This is a genomic window from Mycobacterium sp. NGS59 (genome assembly GCF_059812345.1).
Map to the genome: position 1 here is coordinate 102,258 of NZ_JCALCN010000013.1, position 21,333 is coordinate 123,590.

Annotated in this window: 20 protein-coding genes and 4 pseudogenes; 10 read left to right on the top strand and 14 right to left on the bottom strand. The window is 64.6% G+C overall.

The genetic code is table 11. From position 1 onward, the window contains the following. The 4 genes from octT to nadD are packed head-to-tail and all read right to left on the bottom strand — an operon-like array spanning position 1 to position 2,432. Positions 1-735 (bottom strand): diglucosylglycerate octanoyltransferase, encoded by a 735-nt coding sequence (octT, locus tag AC5Y46_RS15970; RefSeq protein ID WP_499945165.1) that lies wholly within the window; start codon positions 733-735, stop codon positions 1-3. Then, complete coding sequence (gene gpgP, locus AC5Y46_RS15975) at positions 725-1,408, bottom strand: glucosyl-3-phosphoglycerate phosphatase (protein ID WP_499945163.1); 684 nt, start codon at positions 1,406-1,408, stop codon at positions 725-727. The genes octT and gpgP overlap by 11 nt, the downstream gene beginning before the upstream one ends. Further along, entirely contained in the window at positions 1,405-1,791 is a 387-nt protein-coding gene (gene rsfS / locus AC5Y46_RS15980) for a ribosome silencing factor (RefSeq protein WP_499945162.1), read from the bottom strand. The genes gpgP and rsfS overlap by 4 nt, the downstream gene beginning before the upstream one ends. Further along, the gene (gene nadD, locus AC5Y46_RS15985) at positions 1,788-2,432 is read right to left on the bottom strand and encodes a nicotinate-nucleotide adenylyltransferase (protein WP_499945161.1); all 645 of its coding nucleotides are present in this window, start codon (positions 2,430-2,432) and stop codon (positions 1,788-1,790) included. The genes rsfS and nadD overlap by 4 nt, the downstream gene beginning before the upstream one ends. Before the next feature lie 171 nt (positions 2,433-2,603). Between nadD and AC5Y46_RS15990 the strand changes: the two genes are divergently transcribed. Next, positions 2,604-3,596 carry a class I SAM-dependent methyltransferase gene (locus tag AC5Y46_RS15990; RefSeq protein ID WP_499945280.1) on the top strand — a complete coding sequence of 331 codons (993 nt, stop codon included), beginning with the start codon at positions 2,604-2,606 and terminating at the stop codon, positions 3,594-3,596. A 170-nt stretch (positions 3,597-3,766) separates the two neighbouring features. Here the strand turns inward: AC5Y46_RS15990 and AC5Y46_RS15995 are convergent, their stop codons facing one another. The 6 genes from AC5Y46_RS15995 to AC5Y46_RS16020 all read right to left on the bottom strand — a co-directional run bounded on the left by AC5Y46_RS15995 (position 3,767) and on the right by AC5Y46_RS16020 (position 11,686). Then, positions 3,767-5,209, bottom strand: a complete 1,443-nt coding sequence (locus tag AC5Y46_RS15995; protein ID WP_499992113.1) for a vWA domain-containing protein — start codon at positions 5,207-5,209, stop codon at positions 3,767-3,769. Continuing rightward, on the bottom strand, positions 5,209-6,084 hold the full coding sequence (locus tag AC5Y46_RS16000) for an AAA family ATPase (protein ID WP_499945159.1): 876 nt from the start codon (positions 6,082-6,084) through the stop codon (positions 5,209-5,211). Before AC5Y46_RS16000 ends, AC5Y46_RS15995 begins: the two co-directional genes overlap by 1 nt. A gap of 28 nt (positions 6,085-6,112) precedes the next feature. Beyond that, positions 6,113-7,360, bottom strand: a complete 1,248-nt coding sequence (locus AC5Y46_RS16005) for a glutamate-5-semialdehyde dehydrogenase (protein ID WP_499992114.1) — start codon at positions 7,358-7,360, stop codon at positions 6,113-6,115. A 47-nt stretch (positions 7,361-7,407) separates the two neighbouring features. Then, complete coding sequence (locus AC5Y46_RS16010) at positions 7,408-7,905, bottom strand: hypothetical protein (RefSeq protein WP_499992116.1); 498 nt, start codon at positions 7,903-7,905, stop codon at positions 7,408-7,410. A 197-nt stretch (positions 7,906-8,102) separates the two neighbouring features. Then, positions 8,103-9,506 carry a mechanosensitive ion channel domain-containing protein gene (locus AC5Y46_RS16015; protein WP_499992118.1) on the bottom strand — a complete coding sequence of 468 codons (1,404 nt, stop codon included), beginning with the start codon at positions 9,504-9,506 and terminating at the stop codon, positions 8,103-8,105. After that, a complete protein-coding gene (locus AC5Y46_RS16020) occupies positions 9,503-11,686 on the bottom strand; it encodes an adenylate/guanylate cyclase domain-containing protein (RefSeq protein ID WP_499992120.1) in 2,184 nt (727 codons plus the stop codon). Before AC5Y46_RS16020 ends, AC5Y46_RS16015 begins: the two co-directional genes overlap by 4 nt. A 422-nt stretch (positions 11,687-12,108) precedes the next feature. Between AC5Y46_RS16020 and AC5Y46_RS16025 the strand changes: the two are divergent. The 4 genes and pseudogenes from AC5Y46_RS16025 to AC5Y46_RS16040 all read left to right on the top strand — a co-directional run. Next, positions 12,109-12,213, top strand: a pseudogene (locus AC5Y46_RS16025) (DUF222 domain-containing protein); the annotation flags it as partial. Positions 12,214-12,882: 669 nt separating this feature from the next. Further along, positions 12,883-13,005 (top strand): annotated as a pseudogene (locus AC5Y46_RS16030) (DUF2510 domain-containing protein); the annotation flags it as partial. A 42-nt stretch (positions 13,006-13,047) separates the two neighbouring features. Next, positions 13,048-13,518: a DUF2510 domain-containing protein gene (locus tag AC5Y46_RS16035; RefSeq protein WP_499992158.1), complete on the top strand. Its 471-nt coding sequence runs from the start codon at positions 13,048-13,050 to the stop codon at positions 13,516-13,518. Positions 13,519-13,627: 109 nt separating this feature from the next. Then, positions 13,628-13,852 (top strand): excalibur calcium-binding domain-containing protein, encoded by a 225-nt coding sequence (locus tag AC5Y46_RS16040; RefSeq protein ID WP_499992160.1) that lies wholly within the window; start codon positions 13,628-13,630, stop codon positions 13,850-13,852. Positions 13,853-13,928: 76 nt separating this feature from the next. Here the strand turns inward: AC5Y46_RS16040 and AC5Y46_RS16045 are convergent, their stop codons facing one another. After that, positions 13,929-14,255, bottom strand: a complete 327-nt coding sequence (locus tag AC5Y46_RS16045) for a DUF732 domain-containing protein (protein ID WP_499992122.1) — start codon at positions 14,253-14,255, stop codon at positions 13,929-13,931. A gap of 72 nt (positions 14,256-14,327) precedes the next feature. Here AC5Y46_RS16045 and AC5Y46_RS16050 point away from each other — a divergent pair, with 72 nt between their 5' ends. Then, positions 14,328-15,185 carry a hypothetical protein gene (locus AC5Y46_RS16050; RefSeq protein WP_499992123.1) on the top strand — a complete coding sequence of 286 codons (858 nt, stop codon included), beginning with the start codon at positions 14,328-14,330 and terminating at the stop codon, positions 15,183-15,185. Between the two features lie 74 nt (positions 15,186-15,259). On the opposite strand, the gene AC5Y46_RS16055 is transcribed toward AC5Y46_RS16050, so the two are convergent. Next, positions 15,260-15,556 carry a hypothetical protein gene (locus AC5Y46_RS16055; RefSeq protein WP_499992124.1) on the bottom strand — a complete coding sequence of 99 codons (297 nt, stop codon included), beginning with the start codon at positions 15,554-15,556 and terminating at the stop codon, positions 15,260-15,262. Between the two features lie 89 nt (positions 15,557-15,645). On the opposite strand from AC5Y46_RS16055, the pseudogene AC5Y46_RS16060 reads away from it, so the two are divergent. From AC5Y46_RS16060 to AC5Y46_RS16070, 3 genes and pseudogenes are all read left to right on the top strand, one after another. Next, positions 15,646-17,007: pseudogene (locus AC5Y46_RS16060) on the top strand (IS21/IS408/IS1162 family transposase). Next, entirely contained in the window at positions 17,004-17,855 is an 852-nt protein-coding gene (gene istB, locus AC5Y46_RS16065) for an IS21-like element helper ATPase IstB (protein WP_499992125.1), read from the top strand. Before AC5Y46_RS16060 ends, istB begins: the two are co-directional and overlap by 4 nt. A gap of 173 nt (positions 17,856-18,028) precedes the next feature. Then, positions 18,029-18,130: pseudogene (locus AC5Y46_RS16070) on the top strand (hypothetical protein); the annotation flags it as partial. A 12-nt stretch (positions 18,131-18,142) separates the two neighbouring features. Here the strand turns inward: AC5Y46_RS16070 and AC5Y46_RS16075 are convergent. Continuing rightward, complete coding sequence (locus AC5Y46_RS16075; RefSeq protein WP_499992128.1) at positions 18,143-20,191, bottom strand: NAD(+) synthase; 2,049 nt, start codon at positions 20,189-20,191, stop codon at positions 18,143-18,145. A gap of 100 nt (positions 20,192-20,291) precedes the next feature. On the opposite strand from AC5Y46_RS16075, the gene AC5Y46_RS16080 reads away from it, so the two are divergent. After that, positions 20,292-21,125 (top strand): NAD-dependent protein deacetylase, encoded by an 834-nt coding sequence (locus AC5Y46_RS16080; protein ID WP_499992131.1) that lies wholly within the window; start codon positions 20,292-20,294, stop codon positions 21,123-21,125. Here AC5Y46_RS16080 and AC5Y46_RS16085 read toward each other — a convergent pair. Then, positions 21,109-21,282: a hypothetical protein gene (locus AC5Y46_RS16085; protein WP_499992134.1), complete on the bottom strand. Its 174-nt coding sequence runs from the start codon at positions 21,280-21,282 to the stop codon at positions 21,109-21,111. The genes AC5Y46_RS16080 and AC5Y46_RS16085 overlap by 17 nt on opposite strands. Positions 21,283-21,333 lie beyond the last annotated feature (51 nt).

Genomic DNA, 21,333 nt, shown 5'->3' on the forward strand with positions numbered 1-21,333 from the left:
TCAGCGGGTTTTCTCGCTCGGCACGCCCGCTTCGGCCAGCGCTTTGAGCATCAACTCCGCGACCGCCCGGTGGGCCTCGAAGTTCCAGTGGATGCCGTCGGGATTGCCGCGCCCGTTGAGCACCTCGTCGGCGACAGCGGCCTTGAGATCCACCAGCGGAACGTCATGCTGTTGCGCCCATTCGGTGATCGCTGCAACCGTGCCCGCGCGGCCGTGGTGTGCCTTGCCGTACGTCTCGGCGATGTGCACCGACGGCAGCGACGCGACCACCGGAATACCGGGTCGGTTGAAATCGATTGCGCCACGGGTCATTTCCAAGTATTCCGCGGACAGGTGCGGCGGCAGTGCTGACCTGGCGACCGGCGACAGCCTCGGCTGCAACCACCCGTAGCCGTCGCGCACCCAGCGCCGCAGCCACGGCGGCCGCACGTAGCGGATGAGCTCGCGCAGCGCGGTCGGCCACACCGACGGCAACGAATCCATGCCGCTGGTCGCGAAGATCACCGCACCGGCCCTGGGCAGCGCCGCCCATGACCGCGGGTCCTGGGTCGCCGCCCACCACACGTCCCGGCAGGTCCAGCCGATCCGGCCGATCAGTTCGACATCCCAATCTAGCTGCGCTGCAACGATATTGGGCCAGATACGCGGGTCGTCGGCGGGCAGCCCGCCGGTGGGACCGTAGTAGGACAGCGAGTCGGCGAAGATCAGCAACGTGGGCCGGTGGTCAGAGGACATCGTCGGAAACCTGCGCCGAAGCGTTCCACACGTCCAGCCGCCAGCGGATCTCGTCCAACCCTGCCCCGAATCCGACATCGTCGTCGGAGTGACCACTGAGCTGCACCCAGCTGCAATTGCCCAAACCACCCAGGACCGGCCAGTTGGCGACCGGCAGACCCAACAGCGCGGCCGACAGTGCGGCGATCAATCCGCCGTGCGCCACCAGCACGATCGGCCGCTCCGGCTGGCTCGGGGCACCCCATTCGGGCTCATCGACCAACAGTTCGGCGACCAGCGGCAGGCTCCGGGCTGCCACGTCGACCCTGCTCTCGCCGCCGTGCGGTGCCCAGCTGGCGTCCTCGCGCCAGGCCAATCGGGCGCCCGGCAGCTCGGCGTCGATCTGCGCGTGGGTCATACCCTGCCAGTCACCCAGGTGTGTCTCCCGCAGCCGCGGGTCCACCCGCACCGGCAGACCCGTGCGCTCCCCCAGCCTGACCGCGGTGTCGTAGGCGCGGCGCAGATCCGACGACACGATCAGTGCTGGCTGCAATTTGCCCAGCACCTCGGCCGCGGCAACCGCTTGGGCGCGGCCCAGCTCGCTCAGATCAGTCTCGAGCTGACCTTGCATCCGGCTGCCCAGGTTGTAATCGGTCTGCCCGTGACGCAACATCACCAGCCGGCGCGCCCTCACGGCGTGCCCGCCTCATCGGGCTCGCCGTCCAGGTCCACCGGGATCACCGGGCAGTCGCTCCACAGCCGGTCCAGCGCATAGAAGTTGCGGTCGTCCTGGTGCTGGATGTGCACGACGATGTCGCGGTAGTCCAGCAGCGTCCAGCGGCCTTCGCGGGCACCTTCGCGGCGCGCCGGTTTGTAACCGGCCCGGCGCATCTTCTCCTCGACCTCGTCGACGATCGCGTTGACCTGCCGTTCGTTGGATGCCGAGGCGATCACGAAGCAGTCGGTGATCACCAGCTGCCCGGAGACGTCGATCACGATCACGTCGTCGGCGAGTTTGGATGCCGCGGCGGCCGCGGCGACCGTGGCCATGTCGATGGCTTCCTGGTTCGCGGTCATGCGCTGTTCCCGGCGGCCACGCTCGCCGCAGGCTGGCGATACAGCCGGCGCTTGGACACGTACTGCACGACCCCGTCGGGCATCAGGTACCACAGCGGTCGACGCTGCGCGGCACGTTGCCGGCAGTCGGTCGACGAGATCGCCAGCGCGGGAATCGTGAACAGTCTCAACGCTTCTGCGGGCAGGTCGCTCAGGACGCCGGTGATGTGGTCGTGGCGCAGTTCGTAACCGGGTCGGTTGACCCCGACGAACCGGGCGAGCTCGAAGAGTTCCTCCCAGCTCTGCCAGGACAGGATCGTGGCCAGCGCATCGGCGCCGGTGATGAAGTACAGCTCCGCATCCGGGTTGAGCTCGCGCAGTTCCCGCAGTGTGTCCTTGGTGTAGGTGGGGCCGCCGCGGTCGATGTCGACCCGGCTCACCGAAAAGCGCGGATTGGAGGCGGTGGCGATCACCGTCATCAGATAGCGGTCCTCAGCGGGGGACACTTCGCGTTCCTTCTGCCAGGGCTGGCCGCTGGGCACGAACACCACCTCGTCGAGCTCGAACTGGTGCGCGACCTCGCTGGCCGCGACCAGGTGTCCGTAATGGATGGGATCGAACGTCCCGCCCATCACCCCCAGCCTGCGCACCTGCTTTTGCATGGTTTGCCAGCTTACTTGAGCAGCCGCTCCCGCTCGCGCCGCGCGCTGGCGACCGCCATCAACGTCCTTTTGGCCCGATACCGTCCACCCGCGCCGTCGATCGTGTAGAAGGAGTCTGTGGAAACTCCGACGACGGGCTCGGTAGATCAGACGCAACAGTGGAAGGACGCCATGGCCCGGCGTTTCTTCAGCCGCTCGGTGGTCACCGGGGAGATCTCGCTTCCGGCCGTACCCAGCATGCTCGACCATTACGTGGAGATGTGCAGCAACATCTTCGCCAGCGTCGGCCGGCAGTTCAACGACGAGGAACTCGCGCACCTGCGCAAGGTCCTGGAAGGCCAACTCGCAGAGGCGTACTCCATATCCCAACGCTCCAATATCGTCATCTCCTACAACGCCCCCGTCGGCCCGACCCTGCACTACCAGGTCAATGCCCGCTGGTTCACCGTGGCCGAGTCGTACGAGAACTGGGTCGCCACTCGCGAACCACCGCTGTTCGGCACCCAGCCCGACGCCCGCGTGTGGGCATTGGCGAACGAAGCCGCCGACCCCACCACATACCGGGTACTCGACATCGGCGCCGGCACCGGTCGAAACGCGCTGCCGCTCGCGCGCCGCGGTCATCCCGTCGACGTGGTGGAGCTCACCCCGAAATTCGCCGAGATCATCCGGTCTGAGGCGCAGCGCGACGGGCTCGATGTGCGGATCATCGTGCGCAACGTCTTCGAGACCAAAGACGACCTGCGCCAGGACTACCAGCTGATCCTGCTGTCCGAAGTGGTGCCAGACTTCCGCACCACCGACCAATTGCGTGGCCTGTTCGAATTGGCCGCGCACTGCCTGGCGCCCGGCGCACGACTGGTGTTCAACACCTTCCTGCCGCGGCACGGCTACGAAATCGACGACGCCGCACGCGAGTTCGGCCAGCAGGCGTACACCGGCATGTTCTCGCGGCAAGAGGTGTCCGACGCGTCGGCCGGACTACCGCTGGAACTGGTCTCCGACGATTCGGTGTACGAGTACGAGCAGGCCCACCTGCCGCCCGGCGCGTGGCCGCAGACCAGTTGGTACGCCGCGTGGGTCAGCGGTCTCGACGTGTTCCCGGTCGAACGCGAGGACAGCCCGATCGAGATGCGCTGGCTGGTCTTCCGCAAGACCCGCTGACTGTCACGCTAGCGTGACGCTCGGCGTCGAGTGTCACGCTAGCGTGACGCTCGACGCACCTAGCGCTCAATTGCCGGGTCAATTGCCGCCTCAATTGCCGGGTGTGAATCTCACGACGCGACTCGCCGACGACGCGTCGGGAATTTCACACTGAGGGCCGACGGCTGCCGCTAAACCGGCAGCAGCTGATCGATCACCGCGGCCAGCTGTTTGGCCGACCGGCATTCGTGCATGGTGATCACGTCCTGATAGCGCGGCACCGCCGAATCACCGCTGCCCCACAGGTGTTTGGGTTCAGGATTGAGCCAGTGCGCATGCCTCGCGGCGGTCACCATGTCGTCCAGCACGTCGACGGCCGGGTTGCGGTAGTTGGTGCGCCCGTCGCCGAGGATCAGCAGCGAACTGCGTGGCGACAGCACATTCGGGTTGGCCTGCTGGAACGTGATGAACGCGTTGCCGTAATCGGAGTGGCCGTCCCGGGCATACACCCCCGCTTCGCGGGTGATCCGCTGGATCGCCACCGCCAGGTCGGCCTCGGGGCCGAACATGTGCGTCACCTCGTCGGTGGTGTCGATGAAGGCGAACACCCTTACCCGCGAAAACTGTTGCCGCAGAGCGTGAACCAGCAGCAGGGTGAAGTGACTGAACCCGGCGACCGAACCGGACACATCGCAGAGCACCACCAACTCCGGGCGGGCCGGGCGGGGCTTCTTCAGTACGACGTCGATCGGCACGCCGCCGGTGGACATGGACTTGCGCAGCGTCTTGCGCAGGTCGATCGATCCGGCGCGGGACCGGCGCCGCCGGGCGGCCAACCGGGTGGCCAGCGTGCGCGCCAGCGGAGCGACCACGCGGCGCATCTGGCGTAGTTGATCGCCGGAGGCGCGCAGGAACTCGACGTTCTCGGAAAGCTGTGGAATGCCGTACATCTGGACATGCTCACGGCCCAGTTGCTCGGCGGTGCGTCGCTTGGTCTCGGCATCCACCATCTTGCGCAACTGTGTGATACGTTGCGCGGCAAGTGCTTTGGCGATCTGCTCTTGAGTCGGCGTGGGCTCGTCGCCGTACGGGGCGAGCAACCCGGCCAGCAGCTTGCCTTCGAGTTCGTCCAGCGCCATCGCCTTGAGGGCCTGATACGACGAGAACGACGGGCCGCGGCTGGAACTGTATTTCCCGTACGCCTCGACGATCCGGGCGATCATCTGCACGAGGCGCTCGTCCATGTCGGCGAGCTCGGGATTGTCGGTGAGCAAATCGAGCAGCATCTGGCGCATCGCCTCGACGTCGTCGGGCGGCAGCGAGTCGGGGTCCTCGGCGCCGTCACCGTCGATGACGACGGCGCGGGCACCCAGCGCGGCGGGAAACCACAGGTCGAACATCGCGTCGTAGGTGTCCCGGTGCTCCGGCCGCCGCAACACCGCGCACGCCAGGCCCTCGCGCAGCACCTTCCGATCGCCCAAACCCAGCGTGGCCATCACCCGCCCGGCGTCCACCGTCTCCGACGGACCGACCGAAATCCCGCTGCCGCGAAGCGCTTCCACGAAGCCGACCAGATGTCCGGGCAGCCCGTGCGGGGCGAGCGGCCGGCTGGGTCGGATGCGTCGGGTGGCCATCAGTTGAGCCTTAACTCTCCGGCCGCGCGCTGCTGGTCGGACTGATGTTTGAGAACGACGCCGAGCGTTTGGGCGACGACCGCGTCGTCGATGGTGTCCAGCCCCAGGGCGAGCAACGTCCGTCCCCAGTCGATGGTCTCGGCGATCGACGGCACCTTCTTGAGTTGCATGCCGCGCAGCACTCCGATGATGCGCACCAGTTCCTCGGCCAGATGCTCCGGAAGCTCCGGCACCCGGGACAACAGGATGCGGCGTTCCAGATCTGGCGACGGAAAGTCGATGTGCAGGAACAGACAACGACGTTTGAGCGCCTCGGACAGCTCACGGGTGGCATTGGAAGTCAGCACCACCAACGGCGTCCGGGTCGCGGTGATCGTGCCGAGTTCTGGGACGGTGACTGCGAAGTCAGAGAGCACCTCCAGCAGCAGACCCTCGATTTCGATGTCGGCCTTGTCGGTTTCGTCGATCAACAGCACGGTCGGCTCGGTGCGCCGGATCGCGGTCAGCAGCGGGCGCTGCAGCAGGAATTCTTCGCTGAACACGTCGTCCTTGGTCGCTTCCCAGTCGCCCGATCCGGCCTGGATGCGCAGGATCTGCTTGGCGTGGTTCCACTCGTAGAGCGCTCGGGCCTCGTCGACGCCCTCATAGCACTGCAACCGAACCAGACCGGAATCGGTGGCCTGAGCGATCGCGCGGGCCAATTCGGTCTTGCCGACGCCTGCCGGGCCTTCGACCAGCAACGGCTTGCCCAGTCGGTCGGCCAGGAACACCGCCGTGGCGGTGGCGGTGTCGGGCAGGTAGCCGGTCTCGGCGAGCCGCCGCGAGACGTCGGCGATGTCGGCGAACAACGGCACGGGGCGCGCGGGCACGCTCATCGGAGGTCTCCTTCGAAAAAAATACAGTTCAGGCCGGACGGGTGTGGCCGTCACCCCACACGATCCATTTGGTCGAGGTCAGTTCCGGCAGCCCCATCGGGCCGCGGGCGTGCAGCTTCTGGGTGGAGATGCCGATTTCGGCGCCGAAACCGAACTGCTCGCCGTCGGTGAACGCGGTCGACGCGTTCACCATCACCGCGGCCGCATCAACCTGTGCGGTAAAGCGCTGTGCTGCAGCAAGGTTCGTGGTCACAATGGCTTCGGTGTGCCCGGTGCCGAACTCGTCGATGTGCGCGATGGCGCCGTCGACGCCGTCGACCACCGCCACCGCGATGTCCATCGCGAGGTATTCGCGGCGCAGGTCGTCGTCGTCGGCGTCGAGATGGACGGCGACGCCCGCACTCTGCAACGCATTCAGCAGTCGCGGCAGCGCATGCTCGGCGATCGCGGCGTCCACCAGCAGGGTCTCCGCGGCGTTGCAGACGGACGGCCGGCGGGTCTTGGAGTTCAGCAGGATCCGCTCGGCCACGTCGAGGTCGGCGGTTTCGTGCACATAGACGTGACAGTTGCCGACCCCGGTCTCGATGGTCGGGATCTGTGCGTCGCGTACCACCGCCTCGATCAGTCCCGCTCCCCCGCGCGGGATCGCCACGTCCACCAGGCCACGCGCCTGGATCAGGTGGGTGACGGTGGCGCGGTCTGCCGATGACAACAGCTGGACGGCGTCCGCGGGCAGGTCCTGAGCGACCAGGGCGCCGCGCAGGACCGTGACCAGTGCCTCATTGGACCTGGCGGCTGACGAGCTGCCCCGCAGCAGCGCGGCGTTGCCGGACTTGAGCGTCAACCCGAAGGCGTCGACGGTGACGTTGGGACGGCCCTCGTAGATCATTCCGACCACGCCGAGCGGAACCCGCTGCTGGCGCAGTTGCAGACCGTTGGGCAGCGTCGACCCGCGCAGCACCTCACCGACCGGATCGGGCAGACCCGCCACCTGCCGCAGCCCGGCAGCGATGCCGTCGACCCGCTGTGGGTTCAGCGCCAGCCGGTCGAGCATGGCAGCCGGAGTGCCGGCCTCCCGCGCGGCGTTCAGGTCTTCGGAGTTGGCGGCCAGAATCTGGTCGACGCGGGCCAGTACCTCGTCGGCTGCGGCGTGCAGTGCGCGGTTCTTGACCGCGGTGGGCGTCACGGCCAGGACGCGAGCGGCGACCCGGGCACGCCGAGCGGCGTCGTGCACCTCTTGACGCAGGTCGGGCATCGCCGGAGCTGGCAGACTCATCAGCCCAGGATATCGGGCTTAGCGCTGCTCAGTCGGGTCGGGTCAGCTCAGCCGGACTTGGTCTTCCACCATTGGTAGAGGCTGCTGATGTCGTTGCCCTGGACCGCGGCGGCCCGCAGCTTGGCGTTGTCCGACCAGGCCACGACAGAGACCTTGCCGTTGCCGGCGACGACGGTCCCGCACTCAACCTGCCCGCCGACCTGACCTTGGCTGGTCCACGGCCCCGGCGACTGCTGATCACCCGGACAACTCGATGCCAGATCGATCTTGGCGCTGCTGAACCCCGTCGCCAGGTCGTCGACGCTTCGGTAAAGCGCGAACGAAGCCGCGGTCGGACCGCCTGCGACGGTGCTCTGGTCGCAGTTCACCTTCTCGACCGCGAGTCCTGTCGATGTCTGCGCCTCGCAGTTACTCGACGAGAAACCCTCGGGCAGCATCCCCATCAATTTGCTTGGCGCGGCCGACGCAACCCCCGGTACGGCGGCTCCACAACCGAGAACCGCGACCATCACGAACACTCTCGCCCCGCGGGTGAATTGGACCATGGCAAACAACCTCCGCTCGGATAGAAGCCCGTACAGCAGGTCATGCGACTTGGTCGCCGACCCATGTGGCAAACGGTAACTCCAACGGCTTGTCTACCGCGACGGTTTTCGTGGAAAAAGTCCAAACGTGGGTCGGTGGACTGGCTCGCGGGGAGTCATCCGCGCTTTGCCGCTCTGCCGGCACCCCACCGGGCGGGTCAGCTCACCGCCTCGCGGCGGGTCACCCGCCGAGCCTTCCGTTGCCGCTCATCGATGAGCCGACCCAGATCCTGTAGCAGCGTCGGCTTGTTCATCACGATTTTTTCCACATGTTCGCGGTCGATCTCCAGGGCGGTCACTTCCTCGAGGGCGTAGGCACCGGCGACGTTGGGTTGCCGAGTCAGCGCGGTGATGCCGATGAACGATCCCTCGTCCAGGGTCGAGAACGGCACCATGACCCCGTCGTCGTCGGTCACGACCAGTCGGACGCTGCCGGCGACCAGGAACGTCATCACCGTGGGGACCGACCCGGGATACTGCACGACTTCGTCGGCGCCGTACCGAACGATCCTGGCGTACGGGGCGAGGAACTGCTGGTCGACAAGAGTGAGTCGCAGTTCGTCCGCAACCACGGTGCGCAACGCCTCCGTCACCCGTTCTGGCGTCGAAAAGTCGTCTTGGGCGCCGTCCAGGTGGAGCTTTTCCCTACGGGCCGCGTACCAGATCCAACGCAGGAACGTCGATTGCGTGGCTCCTTCGTCGGCGGGCGAGCTGACCCTGATCGTCGTCCGGTACTCACCGCCACCCAGCGCGACCGAGTCCGGCGTGCTGCCGGGCCGCATCAGCGGCAGCGCGGCGGCCACCGTCGACAGCATCGCGCACACTTTGTCGGGCGGATCCTCAACGGCGAACGTCGTGGTGATCGTGCACTTGTGCGGGCCCGCCGGGCGGCTGAGGTTGGTGAACGCCGTGGCGGCCAGCACCGAGTTCGGCGTGATCCGAAGTCCGCTACCGGTCTGGATGTGCACCGCTCGCCAGTTCACCTCGATGACGCGTCCCCGGGCCGTCTGGGTGTCCAGCCAGTCGTTGATCCGGAAGGGCTGCTCGAAGAGCATGAACAGACCCGAGACGATCTGGCCGACGGAGTTCTGCAACATCAGGCCGATGACCACCGACGTGATGCCCAGGGCGGTGAACACCCCACCGACGCGAACGCCCCAGATGTAGGACAAGATCACCGCGAGGCCGACACCGATCAGCGCGAAGCGGCCGACGTCGAGGAAGATCGCCGGAACACGTTTGCGCCAGCTTTCTTCGGGAGCCCCCTCGAAGACCGTCGCATTCAGTCCGGACAGCAACAGCACCAGGACCAAGAAGCCGAAGACGGTCGTGAGCAGGCGCACCGGGACGTCACCGGCCGGGACCTGTGATGCCTTGACCAGCAGCAGCAACAGCGCTCCGAGCGGCAGCAGCCAGTTGCGCAGCATGCTGACCTGCCGGGCCAGGCGGCTCCTGCGCCGGACGAGTGAATGCTGCAGTTCGGTCAACAGGATCAGACCGACCGGGAACCCGATCGCCACCGCGAGAGCCCAGTAGAACCACGAGGAGTGCAGCGGGTTCATTGCCGCTCCACCAACCGGTAGATGGTTTGTTCGGCGCCGCCGACCAGGATGGTTCCCGCCGGTGTGAAATTGCGGGTGTCACGCATCGCCTCATACACTTGCGCCGCCACGTAGATACCCGGTTGTGGTGCGCCGCTGTGCATTTGGTAGGCCAGGCTGACTGCAGCGCCCCACATGTCGTAGACGAGGCCGGACTGGCCGACCAGCCCGCTGACGACGTTTCCGGTGTTGATGCCGACCCGCAGACCGAGAACGTGTCTGCTCTTGTTGTTGAAACGATCGATGATGCGGCGCATTTCGAGCGCGAACTCGATGCTGCGGTGGATGCTGTCGAGTCGTGGTGTGATCACGCCGCAACTGGCGAGATAGCCGTTGTGGAACGTCCGGATCCGTTCCACGCCACGAGCTTCGGCGGCCGCGTCGAACTGACGGAACAGGTCGTCGACGATCTCGACCAGTTCCTGTCCGGACAACTCGTTGGAAATCTCGTCTACGCCGACGATATCGGCGAAGACAATGGCGACATCCTGGTGCATCTGCGCGACCGTGGTCCCGCCTTCGCGATAGCGCTGGACCACCGACTCCGGCATCAGGGCCAGCAGTAACCGGTCATTCTCTCTGCGTTGCTCGTTGAGCAGCTCCTCTTTGATCGCCAGGTTGCGGCTCATCTCGTTGAAAGCGCCAGTGAGGTCCGCGATTTCGTCGCGGGAGGTGATCGGGATGTTGACTTCGTAGTCGCCGGAGCTGATTTTTTGCGTGCCTTCTTCCAGGCGCCGCAACGGCCGAACGGCGGCCTGTGCGATCAGCATCGAAGCCACACTGATGACGAAGATCATCGCGGTGACCGCGACCGCCAGCGTCTTGCTGAACCGGCCCAACCGCGCGAACGCATCAGAATCGTCACGGGTGGCCAGAATCGCCCAGTGCAGATCGGAGTTGGGGATGTCCAGCGGCGCGAACGCTTCCAACTCTTGGTTGCCGGTGTAATCAGTGCCGACCATGACGCCGGTCTCACCACGTAGCGCGGCACGCGCGCCGGCGCTCTTGATCGGCTGCACCAATGTGGTGCCGCCCAGCTTCATCGCCCGATCCGGGATTTCCGACGAGGTCCCCGCGGCAATGACCTCGCGGCGGTATGCCTTCGGGTCTTCCAGGAAAATCCTTGAGTCCGAGCGCATCAAGTCGTCCGTGCCGGTCAGATACGTCTCGGTCGCGGGACCCATGCCGGCGGACTGCCATTTTTTGTCGGCGGTCATGATCTTGTTGATCTTGGCAATCGGCAGCGGCAAGGCCATGACCCCGTCGACCTTGCCGTCGATGCCGATCGGCGAGACCGCCCACGCCGTCGGAGCTCCCAATGCCGGCTGGTAAGCCTGGAAGTCGGTTATCCATACATATTCAACGTCGTTGGCGCGCAGCGCTTTTCGATATGCATCGCGTAGGTTGGATTCGCGGTAAGGACCGGTCAGGATGTTGGTGCCGAGATCCGGGCCCTTCTTGACGGAGTAGACGACATTGCCGTCCATGTCGAACAGCAGCGCATCCCGATAGTCGAATCGGTTGACGATGTCGCGCATGTAGAAGTCGTAGCGGACATTGGCTGCCGACCACGCGCTGCCGTCACCGGCGTCCAGTGGCGGCTCGGAGTTCGGAGCCTGGACGGCGGTGTAATGGGCCTGAAGGTACTTCTGCGCGTTGGTGTTCGGCAGAACCGCATTGAGATCGATCTCTTCGCCCGTCACCTGCTTGATCGGTTTGATCATCTGGTTGTCGTAGTAGTTGGTGATCGCCTGCTGCTGCGCCGGGGTGATGGTCGACGTAGCCAGCTGGTTGAACCCGGCGGTGAGCGCGATGACAGCCTGGCTGACGCTGAAGCCGCCGCTGTAGACGTCCAGCGAGTTCGTCACTTCGGCGAACAATGCCTCGATCTGGCGCTTCTGGGATTCGCGCAGTTCGATCAGTCGCTCGGATTCGACTTCGCGCAGAGCGCTGCGACCGGAAAGCGCCCCGATGAGGCCGATGACCGCGACCGACAATATGGACGAAAGCAGCAGCGCCACCAGGATCTTGGACTGGATGCTCACCCGGAAGCGTATCCGGGACAGGAAGCGACCGGCGCGCCTTCTGGCCGGAGCACTGCCGCTCTCCGGCGTTTCCTTTGTTGGCTCACCCGACGTCAATCGGCTTCCCTTCCCGATCACGCAGCACACTAGCTCGCGGACCCCGACTTATCGGCTGTCGCAGCAAAGTGACGCCGGGCCGTGTCCGTGTTTTCACCGAAAGGTGATGCGGCGCAGGTGCGCCAGTATGCGAAGCCGAGTAGTCGTCGTAGGCAGCGTGTCCGAGGAAAATGCGCTGTGCGGCAAGCACTTCAGCGTCGTGTCGGGTCGGGCCAAGTTGATTTGTCCACAGTTGAAGGTTTATCCACAGGCGCGTCGTCGGGGCCGGGGAGTTGTCGGTGTCCGTTCCTAGAATTTGAGGTATGGCGACGAGCACGCGGGAAGAGATCGTGGAGGTCTTCGACGCACTCGATGCGGATGTGGATCGTTTGTGCGCGTTGTCTTTTGATGTGTTCACCACCCCTTAGCGGATGCGGGCTCCCGGGCTACGCGCACTGCTGGCCTCCGGCGAACTGGGCCGCCACCGCGGCCTGCCGGTCACCATCATCGCTACCACCACCGTGGCAGAACTCGAAGCCGCCGCCGGATGGGCGCGCGCGTCTATATCCCTTGAATTTCGCTTCGGCGGCGGCCAGGCTGGCAGGCTCGTTGTGGCGAGCATCGCGACACTTGTCTGCCGCCGCAAGCATTTCCGTGTCGTGCACCGCATCTCGCATCTGGACGCACCTCTGGGCGGCGTCCTCGGCCTTCAATAACTCAAAGCTGGATATGGCCATCTGCATTCGGCGCAATGCCTCTTCCGCCGGAACGAAGAATTCGTACGTTACCTCTTGACCTGTATAGGAGTACTTGCGGTAAGTGTCCGTCGCGGTCATTGCAGCCGCCACCGCATCACTCCCGACGCGCAGGATCTGCTCACGCTTCCAGTCCAGAAACGCCCGGTGCCGTGCATCCTCTCTGTCTTGCACGGCACGCTTGTCTGCCCTGCGGTTAGACAGAAGGACCCCGCCGAATGCAACGAGTGCGACAGTCACCGACGAGAACGCCGGTAGCCACTGAATCAACCAGTCAGTGTGGTTGACGATCTCAACAGGTAGCGGCGGAACCGCAGTCCGGTTTGTCATGGGTCCACCTTGCTACATAAGAAGACGAAAAAGCGGCCGGTGCCTCGACGGCAGCCGGGGGCTTTTTTCGTTCCATGCTTAGCGATAGCCTCACCCTTGCCGGTTTCACCAACGACCCTTCGGGATGGAGCGATGGCACCTACGCAGCCGCTACCGCCGAAAGCTGGTCCGGGCCGGTACCCGGACCCCGCCGTTGCTGGCGGGAAGCGGTACTTCGACGGGACCAAATGGACTAGCCAATACCAGCACCCAAACAAGCCACCGAAACCGCGCGTGCCTCCGAAGGCAGTGATAGCAGTGCTCGGCATCATCCTTTTCCTGATGATGGTCGGTAAGTGCAGCAGCAATGACCATAAAGCCGACAGTGGCCCAACTACCCCGAGCAGCGCGATAGCAACGCCGACATCTACTGGCCCCGCCAAGCCCGCCGCAAACTTCACGACACTGGACGGGCCGGAAGGTCAACTCGTCACTGCGCAATTCGCCATTAAGGACAACTTCACCAAAGGATTCATCAAGGACGGCGCGCGATACGAAACGATTGAGATCCTTAAATATGCCAAGGCGACGTACCCGAATGCTGCTCAGGTGACTGTCCAAGGCACCTTCCCAATGACGGATACATACGGGAACACCTCGACCGAAGTCGTCGTCGACGTTACTTATGAGCGGGCTACTTTGGACAAGATCAATTTCGATGGGGTGAGCAAGGATCGGATTTGGGAGATCCGAGACTCGGGCTTCATCGCCCCCGATTTCAGGCCATAACGTGACTCAGCCGCCTGCCGATGAAGACCAACCCACACGGCGGCGGTTCACGCCGCAACAGACCCGCGTTGTTGTAGCAGTCATCTCGGTGGTCGTGGCCGTGGTCATAGTGTTGCTCGGCTACAGGCTTGACGAAGCGCAGAGACCTCTCCCTTCGCGTAGCACCAACACTTTTACCTCCGCCCCAGCCGCTACGAATCTGCCGCACCACTACGCGAACTGCGACGAAGCGCGGGCGGATGGCAGGACCAACATTCCCCGAGGGGATATCGACTATCACCCTGCGTTAGACCGGAATGGGGATGGCGTGGCATGTGAACGAAATGGCGGATAGGCCCGAGCAGGCATGGCAAAAGCCCCCAGTACCCCTAGTGGCCACTGGGGGCTTTTGTCGTCGCTAGGTGCTTACATCAGATCTGACCGATCTCACCTGCATGTTGCGGGCACAACTCGGTGGCCGCGCTCTGCGCGAACAGAGTGGCGTAGTACGCCCGGTTCGGCGAGTCGTCCCGGTTGTACTCGGTGAGCACTTGCTGGATTGCGGCGGACTTCCCGCCACGCTGGAAGGCACCGCAAACCCGGTAACCCACCTGGATCGTCTCGTTCGGGTAGACGGTGCTGTAGTGACCCACGGCGTTGACGGAGTTGATGAAGCCCGCCTCGTCGGCAACTGCCGGGGCAGCGGTGGCGAGGGCGATACCTAGCCCGGCGGTCACTGTGGTCAGAATCTTGATCATCGGTCTAGTGAACACGTTAGCCGCCTAAATTTGACTTGTGATTCCCGCTCGGTGGCTATACCTATTGACGTCATGCTTTATGTATCGGCGGCAAAGTCGGGCGATGGTGCCATCGTCGATATCTCTGTTCAGGATTCTCAGCTCCTTCAAACAGTCTGTCGGGAGCTTGGTCAAGCGGTGGGCAGCGACCATATTCTGGCCCAAACAAGCTATACCGAGCATGCCTATGACTACCTGTCCCTATGGATGTACGACAACCGGCCAGACCCCCGCCCGCGCAGCATGACACAGCAACAGGCGTACGTTCGCTTGACGGAGGCGTTGGGTTCGCCTACGCCCAGGGAATTGCTGTTGGCGACCAAAGTAGGCGACAGTGACACTCCGACCGTGCGCTGGAATCTGAGCTTCACAGCACTGCGGATGTTTGACGTGGGGATTCGTGAAATGCTCGACGATCACGGTAGCGATGCCCCACCCTTCTGGGAACTCCCAATTATCACCGGGTTTGACGAAGAAGACTTCCGTACTATGCAGCAGGAGATCTTGGGCATTCTGGAAACTGCCGAATTGGCTGCTGATCCGTCCGTGGTTTCGGTAACAAATCTGAGTCCGCCGCGCGGCGACGAAGAATCTGGTGCGGACTCCGCTCCTACCACAGCTACGTCTAAGTACTTCGAATCTTTAATTCTTGCCAACCTCACCCTCACAGAGGCCGAACCCTCACCGGGGCGAATCGTGCCTCCGCAACGGGGCCAAACCGACGAGGACGCCGATCCCGATCCCAGCAGCGAGGGGAAAAGCACGCGCATCGATCCGCCGTACTTTGTGTGGAACGACCTCCCGCCTTCACGACGCATAACCATTGTCGATTGGGTTGATCTGCTGCGTCCAAAGCAATGGCGGCGACAGAAGGGTGGGGGTGGCCCTTAGGCGGTCCAGCAGCCGACTTGTTACAGCGCAAGAGACCGCCGGGCTTCATTCCGCGGACTTCAGGCCGTAGCGCTTCATGCAGCACCAGGACATTTAGCTGCGACGGCCCATCTCAGCATCTTCCAGCCGTCAGCCTCGTTGGCGACGATTTCGCGGGGGAACGATGAGACGAGTTCGGCCACCACGCGTTGGGGCGTCCAGTGCTGCTGCACCAGCAGCTGACAGATCGAGCTCGCAAGACCGTCGGTGTACTCGCTGCCGGGATCGGCATGCGCAGGCACGGCCAGGGTAGGTATGACCCCGATGGTTATGGTCGCAAGGATGACCGCGCTCGCTGAAATTCCCCACTGACGCTCATTGAAATTCCCCACCCGTGTGGCTCCGCCGAGAAGGGCGGGCCTCCCTCGATGCTGCTGGTGTCTGACGCCAGTAGCTCCAGTCGAAGGAGGCCCGCTTTCTCATGCTCACATGGGAGGACGACATGGAAGTACACGCCCTACGTAGACGTGGATGGTCGATCTCAGCGATCTCCCGTCACACCGGCTTCGACCGCAAAACGGTCCGCAAGTATCTGGCCAGCGACGGTGAGCCTGGTGTGCGGGCCAGGCCGGGGCCGGATCCGTTCGACTCGTTCATCGACTACGTGTCGGCGCGACTGGTCGAGGACCCGCATCTGTGGGCCCGCACCCTCTACGACGAATTGGAGGACTTGGGTTTCGGGCTGTCGTATCAGAGTCTGACCCGCAACATCCGCACCCGGAATCTGCGCCCGGACTGTGAGGCCTGCCGCACCGCCACCGACCGGCCCAACGCCATCATCGCGCACCCGCCAGGCGAGGAAACCCAATGGGACTGGCTGGAATTGCCTGATCCACCTGCATCGTGGGGCTGGGGGAAGAAGGCCTTCCTGTTGGTCGGCTCGCTGGCCCATTCCGGGAAGTGGCGGGCTGTGCTGTCACCGTCGATGGATCAACCCCACCTGGTGGCCGCCATCGACAAAATCTGCCGCGGTCTGGGCGGCCTGACCCGGGTCAGGCGGTTCGACCGGATGGCCACCGTCTGCGATCCCGGCTCAGGCCGGGTGACCGCGTCCTTCGCCGGGGTAGCCAAGCATTACGGCGTCTCGATAGCGATCTGCCCGCCGTGACGCGGCAACCGCAAAGGTGTCGTGGAGAAGGTTAACCACACTGCCGCGCAACGCTGGTGGCGCACCCTGGCCGACGATCTGACCGTCGAGGCAGCGCAGGCCAGGGTGGACCGCTTCGCGGCGGTGCGCGGCGACACCCGGATCCGGGCCACCGCCGACGGGCGATCCTCGGTAGCGGTGGTAGCCAAAACTGAACCGCTGAGTCCGGTGCCGGCGGTGCCGTATCCGGTGATCGTGTCAGAAACCCGAACCGCCTCAAGGCAGGCGTTGGTGTCCTACCGCGGCAACCGCTACTCGGTGCCCCCGGAGTTGGCCGCCACCCAGGTGAGGGTGAGTCATCCCGTCGGAGACCAGTTCTGCGACATCGCTACCGTCGGCGGGATCGTGATCGCGCGGCACCGAATGGCCGCCGACGGCCTCGGAGTGATGGTCCGTGACAGCGGGCATGTCATCGCCCTCGATACCGCCGCGATGGCCACCGCGAACACGGGGCGTCCACACCGCCGCAAGGAACGCATCCCACCGGGACCGGCCGCCAAAGCCGCTGCCGCACAACTACTCCAACACAAACACGGCAACGCTGGACCTTCCGAATCGTCAACTCCATCAACTGATTCCACTGTCATCGACCTGTCCGCCTATGAGCGGGCCGCCCAGAAAAGGACCATCAAATGACCCCCACTGCGCGCACCCCGAAGACCGTCGCCACCACCGCAAAGTCGTCGTCGACGCCAGCTTCCCGGTACCAGCAGCTGCGCTCGCACCTGGCCGAACTCAAACTGCACGCCGCCGCCGAAGCGCTACCCGCCGTGCTCGAGCGTGCCAGCACCGAAGGCCTCACACTCACCACGGCGATCGAACAGCTGCTGGCCGTCGAAGTCGATGCCAGCACCGCACGAAGGCTGGCCGGACGGCTGCGGTTCGCCAGCCTGCCCACCCCGGCCACCCTCGACGATTTCGACGTCGACGCAGCCGCCGGCATCGACCGCGCACTCATCGATGAGTTGGGCACTTGCCACTACCTCGAATCGGCGACCAACATTCTGCTCATCGGCCCGCCGGGGACGGGGAAGACGCACTTGTCAGTCGGATTAGCAAGAGCGGCAGCCCATGCCGGGTATCGCACCTACTTCACCACCGCGGCAGATCTTGCCGCCCGGTGCCACCGCGCCGCCATCGAGGGACGCTGGGCCACCACCATGCGCTTCTTCGCCGGGCCGACACTGTTGGTCATCGACGAACTCGGGTATCTGCCGCTACCGGCAGAAGCTGCATCAGCGTTGTTTCAGGTTGTCTCCCAACGGTATTTGAAAACCAGCATCGTGATCACCACCAACCGCGGCGTCGGCTCCTGGGGAGAAATCCTCGGCGACACCACCGTGGCCGCCGCGATGCTCGACCGACTCCTGCACCGCTCCGTGGTCATCAACCTCGACGGCGAGTCCTACCGGCTACGCGACCACCACGCCGCCGCCGAAACCCTCCGCCGAGCCACCACCGGCACCCGCCAACCACTACACTGACCGGTGCTCACAGGTGGGGAATTTCAACGAGCACACCTGGGGATTTTCGATGAGCGCCGTCAAGGAGGGTAGTCAGAGGTTTTCGCAGGTTGGTCATGCGACGGAGGCTAACTCCCATATCAGCGCAGAAGTCGCCTCTGGGCAAACACATAGTTTGTTGATGGCGGCGCATTGAATGGATCCCACCACCCCACCTCGACCACGGCCAACCCAGAATAAACACATTCCACCACCCCGAGAAACTCCTGATCCCCGACGACGACGAAGACCCGTAACCCGGGACGGGATCAGTCCTGCGGGATCTCCCGCTCGATCTCGTCGAGCCAGATACGCGCGGACATGTCCGACGGCGCCCGCCAGTCACCTCGCGGGGAGAGCGAACCGCCGTGAGAAACCTTGGGGCCGTTGGGCAATGCCGACCGTTTGAACTGGCTGAACGAGTAGAACCGTTTGACGAACACCTGCAGCCAGCGCCGGATGTCGCTCAGCGAATAGGCCGGTCGGTTGTCTTCCGGGAAGCCGGGTGGCCAGCTGCCGCTTTCCGGGTCGCTCCATGCGTGCCAGGCCAGGAAGGCGATCTTCGACGGTGTGAAGCCGTAGCGCAACACCTGGAACAACGAGAAGTCTTGCAGCGCATAAGGTCCGACTTTGGCTTCGCTGCTCTGCAGTTCCTCTTCCTCGCCGGCCGGAACCAGTTCCGGGGTGATCTCGGTGTCGACGACCGACTGCAGCACGTCGGTCACTTCCTTCTCGAACTGGTCGGAGGAGATGACCCAGCGGATCAGATGCTGAATCAGCGTCTTGGGCACCCCGCCGTTGACGTTGTAATGCGACATCTGATCTCCGACACCATAAGTCGACCATCCCAGTGCCAGCTCCGAAAGATCGCCCGTGCCCAGCACGATGCCGCCGCGCTGGTTGGCCAACCGGAACAGGTAGTCGGTGCGTAACCCCGCCTGGACGTTCTCGAAGGTGACGTCGTAAACCTTCTCGCCGCGCGCGAACGGATGCCCGATCTCCTCGAACATCCGGTTGGCGGTCTCGCGAATGTCGATCTCCTCGAAGGTGATACCCAGCGCCTCACCCAGCTTGATCGCATTGTTCTTGGTGTGATCGCCGGTGGCGAAGCCAGGCAGGGTGAAGCCCAGAATGTCGCTACGTGGACGCCCCTCCTGGTCCATCGCTTTGGCCGCCACGATCAACGCGTGCGTCGAGTCCAGCCCACCGGAGACGCCGATGATGACTTTGGGATAGTCCAGCGCGCGCAGCCGCTGCTCGAGCCCGGCCACCTGGATGTTGTAGGCCTCGTAGCAATCCTGTTCCAACCGTTCCCTATTCGCCGGGACGAACGGGAACCGCTCGACGTTGCGCAGCAGCCCGATGTCACGGTCCGGCGGGCCGAGCCGAAACTCGATGCGCCGGAACGGATCCGTAGCCGTCCGGTGGTGGCGGCGATTGTCGTCGAAAGTGCCCATCCGGAGCCGCTCGGAACGCAGCAATCCGGTGTCGACGTCGGCGACCGAACGTCGCTCGCCCTTCGGGAAACGTTCCGAGCAGGCCAGCTGGGTACCGTTCTCCCAGATCATCGTCTGACCGTCCCAGGCCAGGTCCGTCGTCGACTCGCCTTCGCCGGCGGCGGCGTACACATAGGCGGCCAGACAGCGTGCCGAGGCTGAACGCGCGAGCAGGCAGCGGTCCTCGGCCCTGCCGATGGTGATCGGGCTGCCGGACAGATTGGTCAGCACGGTCGCTCCCGCCAGCGCCGCTTCGGCACTGGGCGGCACCGGGACGAACATGTCCTCACAGATCTCGACGTGCAGCACGAAGTCCGGCAGGTCCGACGCGCTGAAGAGCAGATCGGGGCCGAACGGGACTTCCACGTCGAGCGCGGGGATGCGGATCGTGCCCCGCTCGCCGTCCCCGGGAGCGATCTGGCGGTGCTCGTAGAACTCCCGATAAGTCGGCAGGTACGACTTCGGCACCACCCCGAGCACCGAACCGCGATGGATGACCACCGCGGTGTTGTAGATGCGGTGCAGATGCCGCAGCGGCGCGCCGACAACCAGGACGGGCAACAGTCCGGCCGACGCGGCGACCAGCTCCTGCAACGCTGCTTCGACGGAATCGAGCAAAGCATCCTGCAGCAGGATGTCCTCGATGGAGTAACCGGTCAGCGTCAGCTCGGGAAAGATCGCCAGCGCGACGCCCTCGTCATGGCAGCTGTGCGCCAGTCCCAATACCGACTCGGCGTTGGCCGCCGGGTCGCCGATGGTGGTGTGGTGCGTGCACGCCGCGACGCGCACGAATCCGTGCTGGTATGCGGAGTAGAAGCTCATCGCCGTCCATTGTCGCTTGGCAGGGTCTTCCCGCCGAATTACCCCCGCACACCGGGGGCAAAACGATCTGGCGCGAACCAACACGCTTACCCTCGAAGAAGTGGAGTCCCCCGAACTCGTCGCGACCCTGGCCGGGCGCCGGATTGCGGTGCTGACCGGCGCCGGACTCTCCACCGACTCCGGCATCCCCGACTACCGGGGACCCGACTCGCCGCCCAGCAACCCGATGACGATCCGGCAGTTCATCTCCGACCCGGTGTTCCGGCAGCGGTACTGGGCGCGCAACCACGTGGGTTGGCGACACATGGACGGGACTCGCCCGAACGCGGGCCACCGTGCCCTGGCCGTGTTGGAACAGGCGGGCGTGGTCGTCGGCGTCATCACGCAGAACGTCGATCTGTTGCACACCAAAGCCGGCAGCACCAACGTGGTGAACCTGCACGGCAGCTATGCCCAGGTCGTGTGCCTGGGCTGCGGTCACTCCATGAGCCGCGCCGCGCTCGCCGAGGAACTCGAAGCGCTGAACCCGGGTTTCATCGAGCGCGCCGAGGCCGTTGGCGGGCTGGCGGTGGCACCCGACGCGGACGCCGTCGTCGCCGACACCGCGTCGTTCCGGTATCTGGACTGTCGAAAGTGCGGCGACATGCTCAAGCCCGACATCGTCTACTTCGGCGAGAGCGTCCCTAAAAACATTGTTGCGCAGGCTTATTCGATGGTGAATGAAGCCGATGCGCTGTTGGTCGCGGGTTCGTCGCTGACCGTGTTCTCCGGCTACCGATTCGTGCGCCACGCCGCAACGGCCGGCAAGCCGGTGGCGATCGTCAACCGGGGCCCCACCCGCGGCGACGACCTGGCGACGGTCAAAGTCGACGGCGGCTGTTCAGAGATCTTGAGCCTGTTGGCCGCCGAACTGACGGTCAGCGCGCCCTTCTGACCTCGGCGACGAACTGCCGGCCGAAGTTGTCGACCACCTGCCAGGAGTTGGGGCCGATGACCCTGGGGTACCCGAGGTTGCGAACGGCCAGCCGAGCGTCGGTCTCGTGCCGAATGTTGTCTACCCGCAAGCCGTTTGATGTCGTCAAAGCCCACATGATGTCCTCCGTGTTTTCGCGTCGTTGTCGATGCGAAAAGCATTTCGGAGG